Annotated in this window: 16 protein-coding genes and 1 pseudogene; 13 read left to right on the plus strand and 4 right to left on the minus strand. The window is 41.0% G+C overall.

Annotated elements, in window-relative coordinates; all coding sequences use genetic code 11:
• The 10 genes from HT728_RS10195 to ftsY all read left to right on the plus strand — a co-directional run.
• A partial coding sequence (locus HT728_RS10195) for an LPXTG cell wall anchor domain-containing protein (RefSeq protein WP_173235079.1) occupies positions 1-198 on the plus strand: 198 nt, incomplete at its 5' end.
• A gap of 320 nt (positions 199-518) precedes the next feature.
• Positions 519-1,850, plus strand: coding sequence for a glycosyltransferase (locus HT728_RS10200; RefSeq protein WP_173235082.1), 1,332 nt, complete (start codon positions 519-521; stop codon positions 1,848-1,850).
• 1 nt (position 1,851) lies between these two features.
• A complete protein-coding gene (locus tag HT728_RS10205) occupies positions 1,852-3,207 on the plus strand; it encodes a sodium:solute symporter (protein ID WP_173235084.1) in 1,356 nt (451 codons plus the stop codon).
• Positions 3,191-3,895 carry an acylneuraminate cytidylyltransferase family protein gene (locus HT728_RS10210; protein ID WP_173235086.1) on the plus strand — a complete coding sequence of 235 codons (705 nt, stop codon included), beginning with the start codon at positions 3,191-3,193 and terminating at the stop codon, positions 3,893-3,895. The genes HT728_RS10205 and HT728_RS10210 overlap by 17 nt, the downstream gene beginning before the upstream one ends.
• Positions 3,892-4,770, plus strand: coding sequence for a glycosyltransferase family 52 (locus HT728_RS10215; protein ID WP_112443762.1), 879 nt, complete (start codon positions 3,892-3,894; stop codon positions 4,768-4,770). Before HT728_RS10210 ends, HT728_RS10215 begins: the two co-directional genes overlap by 4 nt.
• A gap of 160 nt (positions 4,771-4,930) precedes the next feature.
• Positions 4,931-5,629 (plus strand): ribonuclease III, encoded by a 699-nt coding sequence (gene rnc, locus HT728_RS10220; protein WP_125452135.1) that lies wholly within the window; start codon positions 4,931-4,933, stop codon positions 5,627-5,629.
• A complete protein-coding gene (smc, locus tag HT728_RS10225) occupies positions 5,620-9,159 on the plus strand; it encodes a chromosome segregation protein SMC (RefSeq protein WP_173235088.1) in 3,540 nt (1,179 codons plus the stop codon). The genes rnc and smc overlap by 10 nt, the downstream gene beginning before the upstream one ends.
• Positions 9,156-9,950 (plus strand): HAD family hydrolase, encoded by a 795-nt coding sequence (locus tag HT728_RS10230; RefSeq protein ID WP_173235090.1) that lies wholly within the window; start codon positions 9,156-9,158, stop codon positions 9,948-9,950. Before smc ends, HT728_RS10230 begins: the two co-directional genes overlap by 4 nt.
• Entirely contained in the window at positions 9,950-10,768 is an 819-nt protein-coding gene (locus tag HT728_RS10235; protein WP_119946646.1) for a Cof-type HAD-IIB family hydrolase, read from the plus strand. The genes HT728_RS10230 and HT728_RS10235 overlap by 1 nt, the downstream gene beginning before the upstream one ends.
• A gap of 3 nt (positions 10,769-10,771) precedes the next feature.
• Positions 10,772-12,049: a signal recognition particle-docking protein FtsY gene (gene ftsY / locus HT728_RS10240; protein WP_173235091.1), complete on the plus strand. Its 1,278-nt coding sequence runs from the start codon at positions 10,772-10,774 to the stop codon at positions 12,047-12,049.
• 45 nt (positions 12,050-12,094) lie between these two features.
• Here the strand turns inward: ftsY and zwf are convergent, their stop codons facing one another.
• The 3 genes from zwf to HT728_RS10255 all read right to left on the minus strand — a co-directional run bounded on the left by zwf (position 12,095) and on the right by HT728_RS10255 (position 16,638).
• Positions 12,095-13,582 (minus strand): glucose-6-phosphate dehydrogenase, encoded by a 1,488-nt coding sequence (zwf, locus tag HT728_RS10245; RefSeq protein WP_173235093.1) that lies wholly within the window; start codon positions 13,580-13,582, stop codon positions 12,095-12,097.
• A gap of 150 nt (positions 13,583-13,732) precedes the next feature.
• Positions 13,733-14,473, minus strand: coding sequence for an amino acid ABC transporter ATP-binding protein (locus HT728_RS10250; RefSeq protein ID WP_173235095.1), 741 nt, complete (start codon positions 14,471-14,473; stop codon positions 13,733-13,735).
• Positions 14,473-16,638, minus strand: a complete 2,166-nt coding sequence (locus tag HT728_RS10255; RefSeq protein WP_173235097.1) for an ABC transporter substrate-binding protein/permease — start codon at positions 16,636-16,638, stop codon at positions 14,473-14,475. Before HT728_RS10255 ends, HT728_RS10250 begins: the two co-directional genes overlap by 1 nt.
• A 171-nt stretch (positions 16,639-16,809) precedes the next feature.
• Here HT728_RS10255 and HT728_RS10260 point away from each other — a divergent pair, with 171 nt between their 5' ends.
• From HT728_RS10260 to HT728_RS10270, 3 genes are all read left to right on the plus strand, one after another.
• Positions 16,810-17,763, plus strand: coding sequence for a type II CAAX endopeptidase family protein (locus HT728_RS10260; RefSeq protein ID WP_164226214.1), 954 nt, complete (start codon positions 16,810-16,812; stop codon positions 17,761-17,763).
• A gap of 76 nt (positions 17,764-17,839) precedes the next feature.
• Positions 17,840-19,828 carry an excinuclease ABC subunit UvrB gene (uvrB, locus tag HT728_RS10265; RefSeq protein WP_173235099.1) on the plus strand — a complete coding sequence of 663 codons (1,989 nt, stop codon included), beginning with the start codon at positions 17,840-17,842 and terminating at the stop codon, positions 19,826-19,828.
• 22 nt (positions 19,829-19,850) lie between these two features.
• Complete coding sequence (locus HT728_RS10270) at positions 19,851-20,318, plus strand: 8-oxo-dGTP diphosphatase (protein WP_173235101.1); 468 nt, start codon at positions 19,851-19,853, stop codon at positions 20,316-20,318.
• On the opposite strand, the pseudogene HT728_RS10275 reads toward HT728_RS10270, so the two are convergent.
• A pseudogene (locus tag HT728_RS10275) lies at positions 20,315-20,383 on the minus strand (DNA-binding transcriptional regulator); the annotation flags it as partial. The gene HT728_RS10270 and the pseudogene HT728_RS10275 sit on opposite strands and share 4 nt — an antisense overlap.
• Positions 20,384-20,510: the final 127 nt, after the last annotated feature.

Genomic DNA, 20,510 nt, shown 5'->3' on the forward strand with positions numbered 1-20,510 from the left:
CCAGAGCCTAAGCCAGAACCTAATCCAGAGCCTAATCCAGAAAAATCAAATAGTATCCAGCCGGAATCAAAGAAATCAGAAGAAAAACTACCGAATACTGGTACAGAAAAAAATACGAACGTATCAACTATGGGATTACTAGCTATGGTAACAGGATTGGCATTAGGGTTATTTAAGAAAAAAGAAGAATCAGAATAACTCAATCTTTTGATTAGTTATTAGCTGAACTTATAATAACTAAATAGTGACTTCAATCAAATGTCTTAATTATTAAATTAAAATTGATGATTCTGAGCACTTCAAAAAACGCAATGTTAAAATTGAAAACATTGATTTACCAATCTTTTCCGGCTATGTATTTTGATGAACAGGTCGTTTTCAGAGGTGTTTTTGAATTATTGATTGATAAAAACTATTTTAGTGTCATTCTAGCTTCCACGATATGAGATGGAAAATCTTTTCTCCTTTTTGTGAGAGGAGATTTTTCAATTTTTATACTGAAAATAAGAGAGGGAAATATGTCAAGAATTATTACACTGCATTCTTTTACAAAAATACAGCGATATGGTTTTGAAAGTACCCAGTTTTATCGAGCGCGTATAGCAAGATATCTGGGAGTAGATTATCTCCATATTCTGACAAACCCACAAGTTAGACCTGACTGGAAGGTGGTTTTAAAAAAGCTAGGATTTTTAGAAAAAGAACTAATCTGTGTTCCTCATAGTTTTTCTGATATAGGACATGATTCCTTATCGGTTAAGCTTGAAACTCTCAATTTATCAGATAGTGATACGGTTGAACTCACTGCAGATGGTTTTGTCTCTTCTCTTACGTTAGGAGATGGCTCGGGTCGTTACTATTATACAAGTGGCCCTTTCCTTTTTGAAGATTTTAAGGCAAAAGAATTACGCTGGTTTCATAAAGATGGAAATCTAGCACTTGAAGGGCGTTTTATCAATCCATTCAAAGAACCTTCTCCTGTTTCTTTATTTTATCCTGAATATATTTTTCGAAAAGATGGAGTTATTTACTCTGAAGAAGATTTACTTGTCAAATTTTTGGTTGATATAGCTCAGGATACAGACTTAATTATTCGCGATCAACAAAGTATACCAAAGCCTAGTCTATGGAGATATATGGAAAACACGGGTAAGAATTACTATGAAGTGATTCATTCAAATGTTTTAATGAATATGTCACATGCTAATTTAAGGAAAAAAAATAAGTATCTTGTGGCTAGTGAGAAATTAACAGAATCATTACAAACAAAGGGCTATCATTCCACATTCTTAGCTCCTATGTTTTCAGAAAAGTTAGGAGAATTAAGACATATAGGCCCAATACGAGACTATTGCTTGGTGGGGCATATGGGGGAAATAAAAAATGTTGGACTAGTTATTGAAGCATTTATTGAGTTGTATAAAAAGGGTTCAAATGTTGAGATTACATTTTATGGTGGATCGGAAACAAGAATACAAGAACTTCGTAATCAGTATGATATCCCTCCCACAATTCATCTAAGAGGAGTGGTAGATAATGTTCCTTATAATCTACATCAATGCTATCTATCAGCCAGTTACACTGAATTGTTTGCAAATGCCTGTGTAGAAGCTTTGAGTCATGGCTTGCTAGCTTTGTTATCAGATGTGGACATTGCTCATCGTTTCTATGCAGAACAATCCAGTGCAATCACCTTATTTAGAACAAAGGAAGAGTTAATAGAAAAGATAGAAGAAATGGAACAAGTGGATTTTTGTAAATCAAATGCAGAAAATATCGCCCTAGCATCTCACTATTCACTAGAGACAGTAGCTCAAATATACCGAAAATTACTAGATAGGAATTTCTAGGATGTTGGGAATTCTAGCTATCCTATTGCTCTATTTCTGCTTGATTTCCTGGATTGCCTATCGGCAAAAAGGGAGTGAGGGGGACTATTATCAGGTTAAGAAAGCTGTTCCAGTGACAGTTTTGGGCTTCTCAGTCTTTGCCACCTTGCTCAGCCCCATTTCCTTTCTGACTCTGGTGGGGAATGCCTATACAGGTAGATTCTATCTCTGGTTTGCCCAGTGCGGGATTTTTCTAGCCATTCCACTAGCTCATCGCTATTTTCTGCCCCTCTATCAAAAGGGAAACTACGAGACAGCTTATCATCTTTTAGAGGACAAGTTTCAATCTCCTAGCATTCGTTCACTGGCTTCAGGACTCTTCATCCTCTATCAGTTGGGGCGAATAGCAGTGGTGACCTACTTGTTGTCTCAGGCCTTAGCGCCCTTTATCCCTCTCAATCAGCTGGTCTTGTCAGGTCTACTCCTTCTTTTGACGGTCTATTATCTGGCAAGGGGTGGTCTCTTGGTTGTGCTGTGGACGGACTTCTTTCAGGGCTTGGTCCTGCTGGCTATATTAGCTCTCTTTCTACCAAGAATTGCCCAATCTGGTTTAGTCATGAATAGCAGTCAACAGATATTTCACTTTGCAGAGACGCTGGATGGGAAGACGGTCTTGATCTTAGTTGTAGGAGCAGGTTTTAGTAGCTTGTTTTCCTACGTTTCCTCACAGGATATTGTCCAACGTTTTAATAGCAAAATGGGGCGCCAAAAGATTGGAAAAATCTTATGGCTACAGGGACTCTTGTCCTTTGGGATTGCCAGTTTACTGTATCTGATTGGTCGCTTGATTCGTCAGGAAAATTTTGCCACCACATCGCCCAATCCTGTTCTCATTGCCTATGTTCAGGAATGTCTATCACCTTGGTTTGGCAGTTTCATCATGCTAGCTCTCTTGACAGCAGGCCAATCCACAGTTTCATCCAGTATGAATGCAATTGTGACCTGCTTGAAGTTGGATTTTGCTTGGTCAAAGATTCGCTGGTCGCCAAGTATCCTATCCTTTGCCTTAGCAGGTTTGTCTTGGTTCCTCTGCCTCTTACTCATGAATGCAGAAATCTACTCCATCTACGAATGGATTAACGGCTTTATGGGGCTGACACTAGGCGTGATAGGTGGTTTGTATCTCTTGGTTTTACTCCTCAAAAGACCGAGTTTACAACTAGCCAAAATCTATCTGTTCTTTAGTTTAGGAGCCTTGTTTCTCTATTATTACAGTGGTTTATTTGCCAACCCCAATCCTTGGTTAAATAGCATCATCACTACCCTATCTGCCCTGTTTATCTCAATTCTAGGAAGACTATATGAAAGCACAATCTAAACCCATAGCCGTCATTTTGATCCGTTCGGGTTCACGCGGCTTAGTGGATAAAAATATCAAACCACTTGTAGGAAAACCTTTGGTTTTCTACACCATAGAAGTCGCTCTAGCCTCCAAGCTATTTAGTGATATCTGGGTTTCTTCAGACTCACTAGCCTATCTGGAACTTTGTCGTCAAGCCTATCCAGAGATTCGTTGTGTCCACAGACCAAAAGAATTGGCTTTGGCAACAACCTCTAGCTTAGAAAGCTTGCGAGACTTTTTACAGCCCTTTGAGGAAGAGCAGATCTTTGTGAATCTACAGGTGACCTCACCCTTGAGAGAGGTGGAGCACCTCGTCGAGTCCTATCACCTCTACTGTCAGTCTGGCGCCGACCATTTGATTTCCTGTGTTAAGGCGGACAAGAGTCGTAGTCTTTTCTTGCAGTTAGAGGAGTCACCTTTTATCCGTCCGCCTCAGGTGTCCAAGCACTATGCTCGGCAGAAAGAGCCTGTCTATTACTATCCCAACGGTAGTATCTGGATTTCTCGCAAGGATCGTTACCTACGAGATGAGACCTTTTACACAGATAAGACAGTAGCCTATGAAATGCCTAAACTCTATTCTTATGATATCGACGATGCCTTGGATTTTGAAGTCGTTGAGACCTTGCTACAACATCACCACCTAGGAGAATCAAAGAGATGAAACACCTCATCATTGCTACAACGCCCTTACAGGCTAAAATTGCCCATCATATCAAGGGATTTTATCCTGATCAGGACTTTGTCAGTCTTTATGTCAGTTCTGTCAAAAATGCCCGTCAGGAGCATTATGCTAAGGATTTTGACCATGTTTACTATCCTCAGAACGTAGAGGACTTGACTCAGATTTGTCAGGAACTGGCGGGAGACTATGACACTATCTTTTATGCTAGTTTTGACAATAGCTTGATTCTGGACTTGGTTGCTAGTTCCTCCTACCAGCATCTCATGAGTTTTGATGATGGCTATGCGGATATTTACCCCTTGGGCATGTATGCTTGCCCTCTCCATCCTAGTCAGGTAGGCTCTTTGGGCTTGACCAGAGATGACTTGATTGAGCGGACGGAAAAGCACTATACCCTCTATCGCAGTGACTACCATATCGTAGCTAGAGAAAAGCTTGTTTATCTGGAGCATTTTTTTGACCTGCCACAAGCACCCGTCTCAAATGGTAAGACGGTCAAGGTCCTGCTGGGACAAAAGTTCTCTGAGGAGGATGACCAAATCTCCATCCGTTTTATCAGTACCTATGCTAAGGCTTTGGCAATTGACCTCTATCTCCCCCATCCCAAGGAAACCTTCCATATTCCAGATGTAACTTACTTGGCTACAGATTTAATCTTTGAAGATGTCCTAGCCCATCTTTTTCAAGAATACGAGTTTGTTCAGGTCTACCATTTTACTTCATCAGTCAGTCTCCACTTACAAGACCTGCCTCATGTGACTATCATAGGCATTTCCCTCCCCTACTATGAGGCCCGTCAAAATGAATTACGCCGATTGGGTTGTCAGTTTGAAACGATTCCACTTGGCTGGTAACTTAAAGTAAATAACTTGCACCCCTTATTCTAATATTTTCCCATTTTAATAGTAGTCGATAAGTTCCCTTGGGTCACTTGTTTTCTCCCGTTTTAGAGTGACTCAGGAGGCTTTTTTTGATATAATAAAAAGGACTGTTATCAGTTAGAAAGAGGTTGGTATGAAAGAATTACAAACTGTACTAAAGAACCATTTTGCAATCGAATTTGTAGACAAAAACTTACTGGAGACTGCCTTTACTCATACGAGTTATGCCAATGAGCACCGCCTCTTAAAAATTTCACACAATGAGCGCTTGGAATTTTTAGGAGACGCTGTTCTACAGTTATTGATTTCAGAATATCTGTATAAAAAATATCCTAAAAAGCCTGAGGGTGATTTGTCTAAACTCCGTGCCATGATTGTTCGAGAGGAGAGTTTGGCTGGTTTTGCGCGTGATTGCCAGTTTGACCAATTTATAAAACTTGGTAAAGGAGAAGAAAAATCTGGTGGTCGCAATCGTGACACCATTCTTGGTGATGCCTTCGAAGCCTTTCTTGGTGCTCTCCTTTTGGACAAGGATGTGGCCAAGGTCAAGGAATTTATCTATCAAGTCATGATTCCTAAGGTTGAAGCAGGCGAATTTGAGATGATTACAGACTACAAAACCCATCTCCAAGAGTTACTTCAGGTCAATGGCGATGTGGCTATTCGTTATCAGGTGATTTCTGAAACGGGTCCTGCACACGATAAGGTCTTTGATGTAGAAGTTCTTGTCGAAGGTAAGAGCATTGGTCAAGGTCAAGGTCGTTCTAAGAAACTAGCAGAGCAGGAAGCTGCCAAAAATGCAGTTGAGAAAGGGCTGGATTCATGTATTTAAAGGAAATCGAAATTCAGGGATTTAAGTCTTTTGCTGACAAGACCAAGGTCGTTTTTGACCAAGGTGTGACGGCAGTCGTTGGACCCAATGGATCTGGAAAGTCCAATATTACAGAAAGTCTGCGTTGGGCCTTGGGGGAGTCAAGTGTTAAGAGCCTCCGTGGGGGCAAGATGCCGGATGTCATCTTTGCTGGAACAGAAAGTCGCAAACCGCTCAATTATGCTTCTGTAGTTGTGACTCTGGATAATCATGACGGATTTATCAAGGATGCAGGTCAAGAAATCAGGGTAGAACGCCATATCTACCGTAGCGGAGATAGCGAATACAAGATTGACGGCAAGAAAGTCCGTCTGCGTGATATTCATGACCTCTTTTTGGATACAGGTTTGGGACGAGACTCCTTCTCCATTATTTCCCAAGGGAAGGTTGAGGAGATTTTCAACTCCAAGCCTGAGGAACGCCGAGCTATTTTTGAAGAAGCTGCTGGAGTTTTAAAATACAAGACTCGCAGAAAAGAAACTGAGAGCAAACTGCAGCAAACTCAGGATAATCTAGACCGCTTAGAGGATATTATTTACGAGTTGGATAATCAAATCAAGCCTCTTGAGAAGCAAGCTGAGAATGCCCGTAAGTTTTTAGACTTGGAAGGTCAACGCAAGGCTATTTATTTAGACGTGCTGGTTGCTCAAATCAAGGAAAATAAGGCTGAATTAGAGTTGACAGAAGAAGAGTTGGCTCAGGTTCAGGAACTCTTGACGAGCTATTACCAAAAGAGAGAAAAATTAGAAGAAGAAAATCAAACTCTTAAAAAGCAACGCCAAGATTTACAGGCTGAAATGGCCAAAGACCAAGGCAGTTTGATGGATTTGACCAGTCTGATTAGTGATTTAGAGAGAAAATTAGCCTTATCGAAACTGGAATCTGAGCAAGTAGCCCTGAATCAACAGGAAGCACAAGCCCGTTTGGCTGCTTTGGAGGAGAAGCAAAGTTCACTCAGCAAAGAAAAATCTGATAAAGAAAGTTCTTTAGCTCTCTTAGAAGAAAATCTAGTCCAAAATAATCAAAAACTTAATCGTTTAGAAGCTGAATTGCTAGCTTTTTCAGATGATCCTGATCAGATGATTGAGCTTTTGCGTGAACGCTTTGTGGCCCTTCTACAAGAAGAAGCGGATGTCTCAAATCAACTGACCCGCATCGAGAATGAGTTGGAAAATAGCCGTCAGCTTTCTCAAAAGCAAGCAGATCAACTAGAAAAGCTGAAAGAACAACTGGCTACAGCTAGAGAGAAGGCTAGGCAGCAAAATGCTGAGCTTGAAACAACCAAGGAGCAAGTTCAGAAATTATTGGCAGATTACCAGGTCTGTGCCAAGGAGCAAGAGGAGCAGAAAGCTTCCTATCAAGTTCAACAAAGTCAACTCTTTGACCGTCTGGATAATCTCAAAAACAAGCAGGCGAGAGCTCAGAGTTTGGAAAATATCCTGAGAAATCATAGTAACTTTTATGCAGGTGTTAAGAGTGTTCTCCAAGAAAAAGCCAGCCTTGGTGGGATTATTGGTGCTGTTAGTGAGCACCTGACCTTTGATGTGCATTATCAAACTGCCCTAGAGATTGCGCTTGGAGCCAGCAGTCAGCATATCATCGTAGAAGATGAAAACGCGGCGACCAAGGCCATTGATTTCCTAAAACGTAATAGAGCTGGTCGCGCGACCTTCCTTCCTTTGACCACTATTAAGGCTCGTACGATTTCTAGTCAGAATCAAGATGCTATCGCAGCAAGTCCAGGCTTCCTTGGCATGGCAGATGAGTTAGTGTCGTTTGATAAGAGACTAGAAGCCATTTTCAAGAACTTGCTAGCCACGACAGCGATTTTTGATACCGTGGAACACGCGCGTGTAGCAGCTCGCCAGGTTCGTTATCAGGTTCGTATGGTGACTGTGGACGGCACAGAGTTGCGCACAGGTGGTTCCTATGCAGGTGGAGCTAATCGCCAGAACAACAGTATTTTTATCAAGCCAGAACTGGAGCAATTACAAAAAGAAATTGCTGAAGAAGAAGCAAGCTTGCGTTCAGAAGAGGCGACTTTGAAGACCTTGCAAGATGAGATGACTAGATTGACAGAAAGATTAGAAGCAATCAAATCTCTAGGAGAGCAGGCTCGTATTCAGGAGCAGGGCTTATCCCTCTCTTATCAGCAAACCAGTCAGCAAGTTGAAGAGTTAGAAACTCTTTGGAAACTTCAAGAAGAGGAATTAGATCGTCTTTCTGACGGAGATTGGCAAGCGGATAAGGAAAAATGTCAAGAGCGCCTTGCTACAATCGCAAGTGACAAGCAAAATATGGAAGCTGAGATTGAAGAGATTAAGTCTAACAAAAATGCCATTCAAGAACGCTATCAAAACTTGCAGGAAGAGCTAGCGCAAGCTCGCCTGCTTAAGACAGAACTGCAAGGACAAAAACGTTACGAAGTTGCAGATATTGAACGTTTAGGCAAGGAATTGGACAATTTAGATATCGAGCAAGAGGAAATCCAGCGCCTTCTTCAAGAAAAGGTTGACAATCTTGAGAAGGTTGATACAGAATTGCTCAGTCAGCAGGCCGAAGAAGCTAAAATTCAGAAAACAAATCTCCAACAAGGTTTGATTCGCAAGCAGTTTGAGTTGGATGATATTGAAGGGCAACTGGATGATATTGCTAGTCATTTGGACCAGGCTCGCCAACAGAATGAAGAGTGGATTCGCAAGCAAACACGTGCTGAAGCTAAGAAAGAAAAGGTCAGCGAGCGCTTACGCCATTTACAAAGCCAATTAACAGACCAGTATCAGATTAGCTATACTGAAGCACTAGAAAAGGCACATGAATTGGAAAATCTCAATCTGGCAGAGCAAGAGGTGCAGGATTTAGAGAAGGCTATTCGCTCACTGGGTCCTGTCAATATAGAAGCTATTGACCAGTACGAAGAAGTTCACAACCGTCTTGATTTCCTAAATAGCCAGCGTGATGACATTTTGTCGGCGAAAAACCTGCTTCTTGAGACTATTACTGTGATGAATGATGAGGTCAAGGAACGCTTTAAATCAACCTTTGAAGCTATTCGTGAGTCCTTTAAAGTGACCTTCAAACAGATGTTTGGCGGAGGTCAGGCAGACTTGATATTGACTGAGGGCGACCTTTTAACATCTGGAGTTGAGATTTCTGTTCAACCTCCAGGTAAGAAAATCCAGTCTCTTAACCTCATGAGTGGTGGTGAAAAAGCCTTATCGGCTCTAGCTTTGCTTTTCTCTATCATTCGAGTTAAGACTATCCCATTTGTCATCTTGGATGAGGTGGAAGCTGCGCTGGATGAAGCCAATGTAAAACGTTTTGGGGATTACCTCAATCGATTTGACAAGGACAGCCAGTTTATCGTCGTAACCCACCGTAAGGGAACCATGGCAGCGGCTGATTCTATCTATGGAGTGACCATGCAAGAATCAGGTGTTTCAAAAATTGTTTCAGTTAAGTTAAAAGATTTAGAAAGTATTGAAGGATGACAATTAAACTAGTAGCAACGGATATGGACGGAACCTTCCTAGATGGGAATGGACGCTTTGATATGGACCGCCTCAAGTCTCTCTTGGTTTCCTACAAGGAAAAAGGGATCTACTTTGCGGTGGCTTCAGGGCGCGGATTTCTATCTCTGGAAAAATTATTTGCTGATGTTCGTGATGATATTATTTTTATCGCGGAAAATGGTAGTTTGGTAGAGTATCAAGGTCAGGACTTGTATGAAGCGACTATGTCTCGTGACTTTTATCTGGCAACTTTTGAAAAGCTGAAAACGTCACCTTATGTAGATATCAATAAACTGCTCTTGACGGGCAAGAAGGGTTCTTATGTGCTAGATACGGTTGATGAGACCTATTTGAAAGTGAGTCAGCACTATAATGAAAATATCCAAAAAGTAGCGAGTTTGGAAGATATCACAGATGACATTTTCAAATTTACAACCAACTTCACAGAAGAAACTCTTGAAGCTGGGGAAGCTTGGGTAAACGAACATGTTCCTGGTGTTAAGGCCATGACAACTGGCTTTGAATCCATTGATATTGTTCTGGACTATGTTGATAAGGGTGTGGCTATTGTTGAATTAGCTAAAAAACTTGGTATCACAATGGATCAGGTTATGGCTTTTGGAGACAATCTAAATGACTTGCATATGTTGCAGGTTGTGGGACATCCTGTTGCTCCTGAAAATGCACGACCAGAGATTTTAGAATTAGCAGAGACTGTGATTGGTCACCATAAGGACCAGTCGGTTATAGCTTATATGGAGGGCTTATAATGGCAGATATAAAATTGATTGCATTGGACTTGGATGGGACCTTGCTGACTACTGATAAAAGGTTGACGGATCGCACCAAGGCAACCTTAAAAGCTGCGCGTGATCGTGGTATCAAGGTCGTATTAACAACTGGTCGTCCCTTAAAAGCTATGGATTTCTTTCTCCATGAGCTAGGGACTGACGGTCAGGAAGATGAGTATACGATTACTTTTAATGGTGGTTTGGTTCAGAAGAATACAGGTGAAATCCTTGATAAAACAGTCTTTTCATATGATGATGTGGCACGCTTGTATGAGGAGACAGAGAAATTATCACTGCCTCTTGATGCTATCTCAGAAGGAACTGTTTATCAAATCCAATCGGACCAAGAAAGTCTTTATGCCAAATTCAATCCAGCATTGACCTTTATTCCAGTGGACTTTGAAGACTTGTCTAGTCAGATGACTTACAATAAGTGTGTGACTGCCTTTGCTCAAGAACCCTTGGATGCAGCTATTCAGAAGATTTCTCCAGAATTGTTTGACCAATATGAAATCTTTAAATCACGTGAAATGTTGCTAGAGTGGTCACCAAAGAATGTTCATAAAGCAACAGGTTTGGCAAAACTAATCAGCCATCTTGGAATTGACCAAAGCCAAGTCATGGCCTGTGGTGACGAGGCCAATGACCTCTCTATGATTGAGTGGGCGGGACTCGGTGTTGCCATGCAAAACGCTGTTCCTGAAGTAAAGGCAGCCGCAAATGTAGTAACGCCGATGACCAACGATGAGGAAGCTGTCGCCTGGGCTATCGAAGAATATGTGCTAAAGGAGAACTAAGATATGGGATTATTTGACCGTCTATTCGGAAAAAAAGAAGAACCTAAAATCGAAGAAGTTGTAAAAGAAGCTCTGGAAAATCTTGATTTGTCTGAAGATGTTGAGCCTGTCTTAACAGAAGCTGAGGAAGTTTCTCAGGAAGAAGCAGAGGTGGAAATTGTTGAACAAGCTGTGTTCCAAGAAGAGGAAATCCAAGACACAGTTGAAGAAAGTCTGGATTTAGAGCCAGTTGTAGAAGTTTCTCAAAAAGAAGTCGCAGAATTTCCACACTCAGAAGAAGGGAATACTGAGTTTCTAGAGACTGTAGAAGAAAATAATTCTGAAGTGCTTGAAGCACAAACGCCTCAAGCAGAAGAAACTGTTCAGGAAAAATATGACCGCAGTCTCAAGAAGACTCGTACAGGCTTCGGTGCTCGTTTGAATGCCTTCCTTGCCAACTTCCGCTCTGTTGACGAAGAATTTTTCGAGGAACTGGAAGAACTGCTCATCATGAGTGACGTTGGTGTCCAGGTTGCTTCTAACTTAACAGAGGAGTTACGCTACGAAGCCAAGCTTGAAAACGCCAAGAAACCTGATGCACTGCGCCGTGTCATCATTGAAAAATTGGTTGAGCTTTATGAAAAGGATGGCAACTACGATGAAAGAATCTACTTCCAAGATGGATTGACAGTCATGCTCTTCGTCGGTGTGAATGGTGTTGGGAAAACAACTTCTATCGGGAAACTAGCCCACCGCTACAAACAAGCTGGTAAGAAGGTCATGTTGGTTGCAGCAGATACCTTCCGTGCAGGGGCAGTAGCCCAGCTTGCCGAATGGGGCCGTCGTGTGGACGTTCCTGTTGTGACTGGACCTGAAAAAGCTGATCCAGCCAGTGTAGTCTTTGATGGCATGGAACGTGCCGTGGCTGAAGGTATTGATATTCTCATGATTGATACCGCTGGTCGTCTGCAAAACAAGGACAACCTCATGGCTGAGCTAGAAAAGATTGGTCGTATTATCAAACGTGTTGTGCCCGAAGCTCCGCATGAAACCTTCTTGGCACTTGATGCATCAACAGGTCAAAATGCCTTGGTACAGGCCAAAGAATTTTCAAAAATTACCCCTTTGACAGGAATTGTCTTGACTAAGATTGATGGAACTGCTCGAGGTGGTGTTGTTCTAGCCATCCGTGAAGAACTCAATATTCCTGTAAAATTGATTGGTTTTGGTGAAAAAATCGATGATATTGGAGAGTTTAACTCAGAAAACTTTATGAAGGGTCTCTTGGAAGGTTTAATCTAATCAGAAGCAAAAATCCTGCAAGGTACAAACTTGCAGGAAATTTTTTTATTCTAAACGACCATCTTGACGATAGGCGATATCTGGCTGCCAAGTCCATTTGGCACCGAATTTTTCAAGTAAGTCAAAGCTAGCTTGAGGTCCCATGCTTCCAGCTTTATAGTCATGAAGTGGGGCACCATTTTCAGCCCAGAGCTCTTCGATACGATCAATCAATTTCCATGACGCACCAACTTCATCCCAGTGGCTAAAGTTAGTTGAGTTATTATTTAGGACATCATAAATCAATTTCTCGTATGGTTCTGGAGAGGCACCAGTTGCGGTCGCATCTGTACGGTAATCAAGTGAGTTAGGAGCCAAGTTGAATTCTTCTCCTACCTGCTTACCATTTAGACTAAGAGAGAAGCCTTCTGTTGGTTGGATATAGATGGTCAAAATGTTTGGAGCAAGAGGTTCTCCAAAGATAGAATCCATTTGTTTAAAGACGATGTTGACATGAGTTCCTTTTTCAGTCAGACGTTTACCAGTACGGAAGAAGAAAGGAACACCACGGAAGCGATCGCTATTTACAAAGAAGGCACCAGATGCAAAGGTTTCAGTTGTTGATTCTGGATTTACATTTGGCTCGCTACGGTAAGAGATGTATTTCATGCCATCAATCTTACCAGAACGGTATTGACCACGGATAAAGTGTTCTTTAAGTTCTTCATCAGTTGGATGATAGAGGTTTTTAAAGACCTTAATCTTTTCAGCACGGATCTCATCTTTTGTGAAGCTTGCTGGTTTGTCCATGGCGAGGAGCGAAAGGAGTTGTAGAGTGTGGTTTTGTACCATGTCACGGAGGGCACCAGATTCATCATAATAGCCACCACGTTCTTCTACGCCTAAGCGCTCCGCAAAGGTAATTTGAACATTATCGATAAAGTCCTTGTTCCAAACATTTTCAAAAATCAGGTTTGCAAAGCGAACTGCAAAGATACTTTGAATCATTTCCTTACCAAGATAATGGTCAATACGGAAAATTTGTTCTTCGTCAAATGTTGCTAGGAGTTCGTCATTCAACTTGCTTGCAGTTGCGTAATCTGTACCAAATGGTTTTTCAACGATTAAGCGCTCAAAACCTTTACCATCCACAATGTTTTCAGACTTGAGGTGTTTTGCGATAGTTCCAAAGAACTGAGGTGCCATAGACAAGAAGAAGAGCTTGTTGTGTTCAGCTTGGTACTTATCATTTAGTTCAGCCTGCAATTGACGTAGAGCAATGTAGTGTTCTGTATCGTTGACATCATGACTTTGATAGTAGAAGTGACTAGCGAACTCCTGAGCCTGTTCGGTACTATCTGCCAAATCAAGGATGGATTCGACTACAACAGATTCAAAATATTCCTTGCTCCAAGGACGACGGGCAGTTCCAATGACAGCAAAGTGCTCGGAAAGATTGCCGGATTTATATAGTCTAAAAAGGGAAGGGTAGAGCTTGCGTTTAGCCAGGTCTCCACTCGCACCGAAAATTGTAACAATAACCTTAGATGACATCTAGCTACCTAATTTCTATTTTTATTCCTAGTCTTGCTAGGTATGAGGAAACCTCATTTCATAAACTTAATTCTAACATAATTTTCCGAAAAATCAAAAAATCCAATACGAGATAGAAAAAAACTGCAAGGAAATCCTTACAGTTTGCGTTTAGACGTTTAAGACCTTGTCCAAGAACTCTTTCAGACGAGGGTGTTGAGGGGTGTCAAAGATTTGATCTGGTGTTCCGTCTTCTAGGAATTCACCGTCTGCAGTAAAGATAACGCGGTTGGCAACCTGACGGGCAAATCCCATCTCATGGGTTACGATAATCATGGTCATACCTTGCTCAGCTAATTCCTTCATAACGTTTAGTACGTCTCCAACCATTTCAGGATCAAGGGCAGAAGTTGGTTCATCAAAGAGCATGATGTCTGGGTTCATTGCTAGTCCACGAGCGATGGCTACACGTTGTTTTTGACCACCTGATAGGCTATCTGGGTTGGCATTAGCTTTATCTGCTAGTCCAACCTTTTCAAGCAACTCCATTCCCAATTTCTCAGCTTCTTCCTTAGTCATTAACTTGTGCTCAGTAGGAGCAAAAGTAATGTTGTCCAATACAGACATATGTGGGAAGAGGTTGAAGTGTTGGAACACCATTCCGATATTTTCACGGACGTGGTCAACATTGGTTGTTTTTTCAGTTAAGTCATAGCCGTTCACAGTGATGTGACCGCTCGTAACTTCTTCAAGAAGATTAAGGCTACGGAGGAAAGTTGACTTACCAGAACCCGAAGGACCGATGATACAAACAACATCTCCTTCATAGAACTTAGTCGTAATTCCTTTTAAAACTTCATTTTTTCCATAGTGCTTGTGTAAATCATTTACATCAATTTTTAATTTTGCCATTAACGAATCCTCTTTTCTAAGCGTTTCGCTAGTCTAGTCAAAAGTGTGATAATTACAAGATAGAAGATAGCAAGGATTGCATACATCTTGAAACTTTGGTAGTTACGGGCGATGATAATCTTACCAGTTTGGAAGAGTTCAACCAAACCGATAGCAGATACGATGGTTGTATCTTTAAGAGCGATAACGAATTGGTTAACAAAGTTTGGCAACATCAATTTAGTTGCTTGTGGCAAGATAATCTTACGCATGGTTTTTCCATAAGAGATACCCAAGCTTCGGCTGGCTTCCATTTGTCCAACTGGAACGGCTTGAATACCACCACGAACGATTTCAGCGATATAAGCGGCTGCATTGAGAGATAGGGCAATAGTACCAGCTACAAAGTCGTTAATTGGACTTTGTTGACCTGTGATCGACTCGATGAAGTTTGGAATTCCCCAGAAGATGAAGGCTGCAAGAATCATCAATGGAATACCTCGAATAACGTCAACGAAAATCTCAGAAATCACACGAAGAGATTTATACGGGCTGACACTAAACATACCAAAGATAATCCCGATAACAATAGCAATAGCAAATGAGATAAGAGCTAGAGCAAGAGTGATACCAAGCCCGCTAAGGAGTTGTTTGTAGTTGTTTTGAAGCAAGCCCCAGATTGTGGTTTCATCAACAGTGCTTGTTGAAGTAGTTGAAGATTCGCTAGCTAGGTATTTGTCAAGAATCTTTTGGAATTCACCGTTTGCTTTAAGGTTTGCAAGTCCATTGTTGAACATTTCAATCAATTCTGGATTTGTGCCTTTTTTAACGGCAAAGGCTGTTTCTCCGATTGGAGTTCCAGCGATTGGTGTTTTCAATTTTTGTCCTTGGCTGATAGAATATTTGAGAACAGGTTCATCATCCATAACAGCATCAATGGCACCAGTGTTTAAACTGTCATACATTGAAGAACCATCAGCGAAGGTTTTAATTTGATAACCGTATTTGCTTTGATTTTCTGTTAGGAAGGTTTGAGAAGCAGTTCCGTTTTTAACACCGACTGTCTTCCCTTTCAAATCTTCATAAGAAGCAATGGTACTTGATTCTTTGACACCAAGGATAGTATTGGCAGTGTAGTATGATTCTGAGAAGTCAAAAGTTGCCTTACGAGCATCTGTGACAGACATACCAGCAATGATACCATCTGCTTGACCAGCTTGGACAGCACTGATAGCAGCATCGAAACCAGGGTTGGTGATTTCAATTTCAAAACCTTGGTCTTTAGCGATTGCCTTAATCAATTCCATATCAATACCAGTAAATTGGTTACTTGAGTTTTGGAAAACAAAAGGTGCAAAAGAAGAATCGCTGGCAATGATATATTTAGCTTTAACAGGAATAGCTTTTAAGCCTGCTAGAGTAGTTGTGGTTGGCACTGCTGAAGATGATGAAGCAGTCCATTTCTTGATGATTTTATCAAGACTACCATCTTTTTTCATTTCAGCCAAGGCTTGGTTAAATTCAGTAACTAGGTGCTCGTATTTGCTTCCTTTTTTCACACCGAAAGCAAAACTCCCTACAGCTTCCCCATCCATTTCAATATGAAGGTCTTGACCTTGGTTAATGGCATATTCGATAACAGGTTTGTCATCCATCATGGCATCGATGGCACCAGCACTCAAGCTGTTGTTCATCAAATCACTAGTGTCAAATGTTTTAATAGTAAAGCCGTATTTATCTTTGATTGTTTCAAGAAAACGTTGAGCAGCAGTTCCGTTTTTAACACCAACGGTTTTGCCAGTTAATTGGTCGTACTTGCTAATCTTGTGTGCCTTTGTAGTCGCAATGACAACTTTTGTATCATAGTAAGTATCAGACATGGTGAAGACTTTTTCACGTTCTTTAGTTTTTGTCATTCCTGCCATGATAGCGTCAGCTTGACCAGCTTGAACCGCATTGACCGCTGCGTCAAATCCGGGATAAGACATCTGAATGTTCCATCCTTTAATCTCAGCGACTTTGTTGATAATGTCAACATCAATTCCTTTATAAGTTTGATCTGAATCTTTAAACTCAAAAGGTGCATAGGCGGTATCAGACACAATCTTAATCGTCTCAGCTTTGGCAATACCTAATGAGAAAATTGGGAATAAAATTAGCAAAAATGCTAGAAATTTTTTCTTCATTTTTAGTCTCCTTTTCCGAATATTTTCCCATTATATCAGAAAAAGTAAAAAAAGGCAAATCTAGGGGTTTTATGTCAGAAGATATAACATGTATAATTCTGGTTTTGTCTTGAATCACACAACAGAAGTGCTATAATAAAGGTATATCATATAGTAAAAGAGGATAAAGTTATGAAAGATAAAAGAATCTTAAAAGACTTTGAAACTTCTAAAATGAGTTTAAACATTTACACAAGCCCCTTGTTAGCTCTATTTTTCGTCTATGTATCTGAATTCATATCTTCTCTATTTTTTGGTCTTAGTTTTTTAGCATTGATCGGGCTATTTAGCAGTCTTGGTGTAGGTGGTCAAAGAATTGCAGATCTCCTTCAATCTATATTTCAAAGTATCTCTGATAAAACAAGTGATATTCATTTAATATTTGAATTACTGTCCTTTGGTTTTATCATCTTAACTGTGTTTAGATGGACTAGAAAAGTAGAGAAAAGACCTATTCGAACCTTGGGATTCTATAAAGAAAATTTTTTAAGTGCCTTATTTAAAGGATACGGTATTGGACTATCCCTCTTTATACTTGCTTTAGCTGGACTAGTAATGTTGGGACAGTATCATTTTGACTCTATTCACTTGGATACTTATTCGCTAGCTTTTACTTTATTTACAATACCTTTTTGGATTTTACAAGGAACGGCAGAAGAATTGGTTACTCGTGCTTGGTTGATTCCACAATTGGCTAAGAGAACCAATCTTAAAGTTGCTATTATCATATCTAGTAGTCTCTTTACCTTACTTCATTTAGGAAATTCAGGCATAACTTTCTTATCTGCAATTGATCTCTTTTTATTTGGGGTTGCCATGTCCCTTTATCTTCTTAAAACAGATACTATATGGGGTATAGGTGGTATTCATGGAGCTTGGAATTTCGCACAGGGCAACCTCTTTGGAGTATTAGTTAGTGGTCAGTCTTCAGGAACCTCAATCATGAAATTTACTCCACAAGGCAATCAAGACTGGCTATCTGGTGGATCTTTTGGTATTGAGGGTTCCATCATGTCCAGTATTATTTTGTTTCTGCTGATTGTCTATCTCGCCCATCAATTAAAGAAAGAAAATGAAAGGATGTGACTTCGGTCTGTCCTTTTCTTCGTGAAAATGATACAAGTATGCTAAAATAGGAATAGCACATGGAGAGAGGATTCTTATGATCAATCGTATTACAGATAATCAATTTAAACTAGTATCAAAATATCAACCCTCAGGAGACCAACCCCAAGCTATCGAGCAGTTGGTTGATAATATCGAGGGTGGAGAAAAAGCTCAGATTCTGATGGGGGCGACTGGAACAGGGAAGACCTATACCATGAGTCAGGTTATTTCCAAAGTCAATAAACCAACTCTGGTCATCGCCCACAATAAAACTCTAGCAGGACAGCTCTATGGGGAGTTTAAGGAATTTTTCCCTGAAAATGCAGTTGAGTACTTCGTATCCTACTATGACTATTACCAGCCAGAAGCCTATGTCCCTTCTAGCGATACCTATATTGAAAAGGACAGCTCTGTCAATGACGAGATTGACAAGCTCCGACACTCAGCGACTTCGGCTCTTTTGGAGCGTAATGATGTTATTGTCGTTGCCTCAGTCTCTTGTATCTATGGTTTGGGTTCGCCCAAGGAATACGCTGATAGTGTCGTGAGTCTCCGTCCAGGTCTTGAAATTTCTCGTGATAAACTCTTGAATGACTTGGTTGATATCCAGTTTGAACGTAATGATATTGATTTCCAACGGGGAAGATTTCGTGTGCGTGGGGATGTAGTGGAGATTTTCCCAGCCTCTCGTGATGAACACGCCTTTCGAGTAGAATTTTTTGGAGACGAAATTGACCGTATCCGTGAGGTTGAGGCTCTGACAGGTCAGGTCTTAGGAGAAGTGGATCATTTGGCTATTTTCCCAGCTACTCACTTTGTGACCAATGACGACCACATGGAAGTTGCCATTGCAAAGATTCAAGCAGAATTAGAAGAGCAACTAGCTGTCTTTGAGAAGGAAGGCAAATTGCTAGAAGCTCAACGTTTGAAACAGCGGACAGAGTATGATATCGAAATGTTGCGTGAGATGGGCTATACCAACGGGGTTGAGAACTATTCACGTCACATGGATGGACGGAGTGAGGGTGAGCCTCCTTATACGCTTCTCGACTTCTTCCCAGATGATTTTTTAATTATGATTGACGAGAGTCACATGACTATGGGACAAATCAAAGGCATGTACAATGGAGACCGTTCTCGTAAGGAAATGTTAGTAAATTACGGTTTCCGTTTGCCGTCTGCTCTGGACAATCGTCCTCTCCGTCGGGAGGAGTTTGAAAGCCATGTGCATCAGATTGTTTACGTTTCAGCGACACCTGGTGACTATGAAAATGAACAGACCGAGACAGTGATTGAGCAAATCATTCGTCCGACAGGTCTTTTGGATCCTGAGGTGGAAGTCCGTCCGACTATGGGACAGATTGATGATCTCTTAGGTGAAATCAATGCCCGTGTAGAAAAGAATGAGCGTACCTTTATTACCACTTTAACCAAGAAAATGGCAGAGGATTTAACCGACTACTTTAAAGAAATGGGCATTAAGGTCAAGTACATGCACTCAGACATCAAGACCTTGGAACGGACGGAGATTATCCGTGACCTGCGCTTGGGTGTCTTTGATGTCTTGGTCGGAATCAACTTGCTCCGTGAAGGGATTGACGTTCCTGAAGTAAGCTTGGTAGCCATTCTCGATGCTGACAAGGAAGGTTTCCTTCGTAACGAACGTGGCCTCATCCAAACTATTGGTCGTGCTGCTCGTAATAGTGAGGGACATGTCATTATGTATGCGGACACTGTGACCCAGTCTATGCAACGTGCTATCGATGAAACTGCCCGTCGTCGCAAAATCCAGATGGTTTATAATGAAGAACACGGTATTGTGCCTCAGACAATCAAGAAAGAAATCCGTGACCTGATTGCTGTGACCAAGGCAGTTGCCAAGGAAGAAGAAAAAGAAGTCGACATCAATAGCCTCAACAAACAAGAGCGCAAAGAACTTGTTAAGAAACTCGAAAAACAAATGCAAGAAGCCGTCGAAGTGCTTGACTTTGAACTAGCAGCTCAGATACGTGATATGATGTTGGAAGTGAAGGCTTTGGATTAGAATAGTACCTAAAGGAGAAAATATGGCTCGTTCCCAATTAACGATTTTAACAAATATTTGTCTGATTGAAGACATCGAAACTCAGCGCGTGGTTATGCAGTATCGCTCTCCTGAAACCAATCGCTGGTCTGGTTATGCCTTTCCTGGAGGTCATGTTGAAAATGGTGAGGCTTTTGCGGAGTCTGTCATTCGTGAAATCTACGAAGAAACAGGATTGACTATCCAAAATCCTCAACTTGTCGGCATTAAAAATTGGCCACTAGATACAGGTGGGCGCTATATTGTCATTTGTTATAAGGCGACTGAGTTCTCTGGTAGACTGCGCTCTTCAGATGAAGGAGAAGTTTCTTGGGTTCAAAAAGACCAGATTCCAAACTTGGATCTGGCCTATGATATGCTACCCTTGATGGAAATGATGGAAGCTCCTGACAAGTCAGAGTTTTTCTACCCTCGCCGTACAGAAGATGGATGGGAAAAGAAAATTTTCTAGTCTTTTACTAAATAACCAAGCTGATCCAAGGCCTCCTCGATATAGTGGAGGTCTTGTTGTGTTTCTTGTGTAATAGTAATAATATATTTGGAAAAATATATGTACTATGAAATAAATTTAAAATATTTTTAGAAAAGTATTGACAAATCAAAAGAAAACGTTTACTATAGAATAAGGGAACGGTTCCACAAC

It is taken from the genome of Streptococcus sp. 544, assembly GCF_013277385.1.
Classification (GTDB): Bacteria; Bacillota; Bacilli; order Lactobacillales; family Streptococcaceae; genus Streptococcus; species Streptococcus mitis_BA.

What these genes read in the sequence shown, in the direction of transcription:
- HT728_RS10235 (WP_119946646.1), top strand. Translation starts at nt 9,950, where the DNA reads ATGGCAGATATAAAATTGATTGCATTGGACTTGGATGGGACCTTGCTG.
- HT728_RS10205 (WP_173235084.1), top strand. Translation starts at nt 1,852, where the DNA reads ATGTTGGGAATTCTAGCTATCCTATTGCTCTATTTCTGCTTGATTTCC.
- HT728_RS10250 (WP_173235095.1), bottom strand. Translation starts at nt 14,473, where the DNA reads ATGGCAAAATTAAAAATTGATGTAAATGATTTACACAAGCACTATGGA.
- HT728_RS10260 (WP_164226214.1), top strand. Translation starts at nt 16,810, where the DNA reads ATGAAAGATAAAAGAATCTTAAAAGACTTTGAAACTTCTAAAATGAGT.
- ftsY (WP_173235091.1), top strand. Translation starts at nt 10,772, where the DNA reads ATGGGATTATTTGACCGTCTATTCGGAAAAAAAGAAGAACCTAAAATC.
- HT728_RS10215 (WP_112443762.1), top strand. Translation starts at nt 3,892, where the DNA reads ATGAAACACCTCATCATTGCTACAACGCCCTTACAGGCTAAAATTGCC.
- HT728_RS10270 (WP_173235101.1), top strand. Translation starts at nt 19,851, where the DNA reads ATGGCTCGTTCCCAATTAACGATTTTAACAAATATTTGTCTGATTGAA.
- uvrB (WP_173235099.1), top strand. Translation starts at nt 17,840, where the DNA reads ATGATCAATCGTATTACAGATAATCAATTTAAACTAGTATCAAAATAT.
- rnc (WP_125452135.1), top strand. Translation starts at nt 4,931, where the DNA reads ATGAAAGAATTACAAACTGTACTAAAGAACCATTTTGCAATCGAATTT.
- smc (WP_173235088.1), top strand. Translation starts at nt 5,620, where the DNA reads ATGTATTTAAAGGAAATCGAAATTCAGGGATTTAAGTCTTTTGCTGAC.
- HT728_RS10200 (WP_173235082.1), top strand. Translation starts at nt 519, where the DNA reads ATGTCAAGAATTATTACACTGCATTCTTTTACAAAAATACAGCGATAT.
- HT728_RS10210 (WP_173235086.1), top strand. Translation starts at nt 3,191, where the DNA reads ATGAAAGCACAATCTAAACCCATAGCCGTCATTTTGATCCGTTCGGGT.
- HT728_RS10230 (WP_173235090.1), top strand. Translation starts at nt 9,156, where the DNA reads ATGACAATTAAACTAGTAGCAACGGATATGGACGGAACCTTCCTAGAT.
- zwf (WP_173235093.1), bottom strand. Translation starts at nt 13,582, where the DNA reads ATGTCATCTAAGGTTATTGTTACAATTTTCGGTGCGAGTGGAGACCTG.
- HT728_RS10255 (WP_173235097.1), bottom strand. Translation starts at nt 16,638, where the DNA reads ATGAAGAAAAAATTTCTAGCATTTTTGCTAATTTTATTCCCAATTTTC.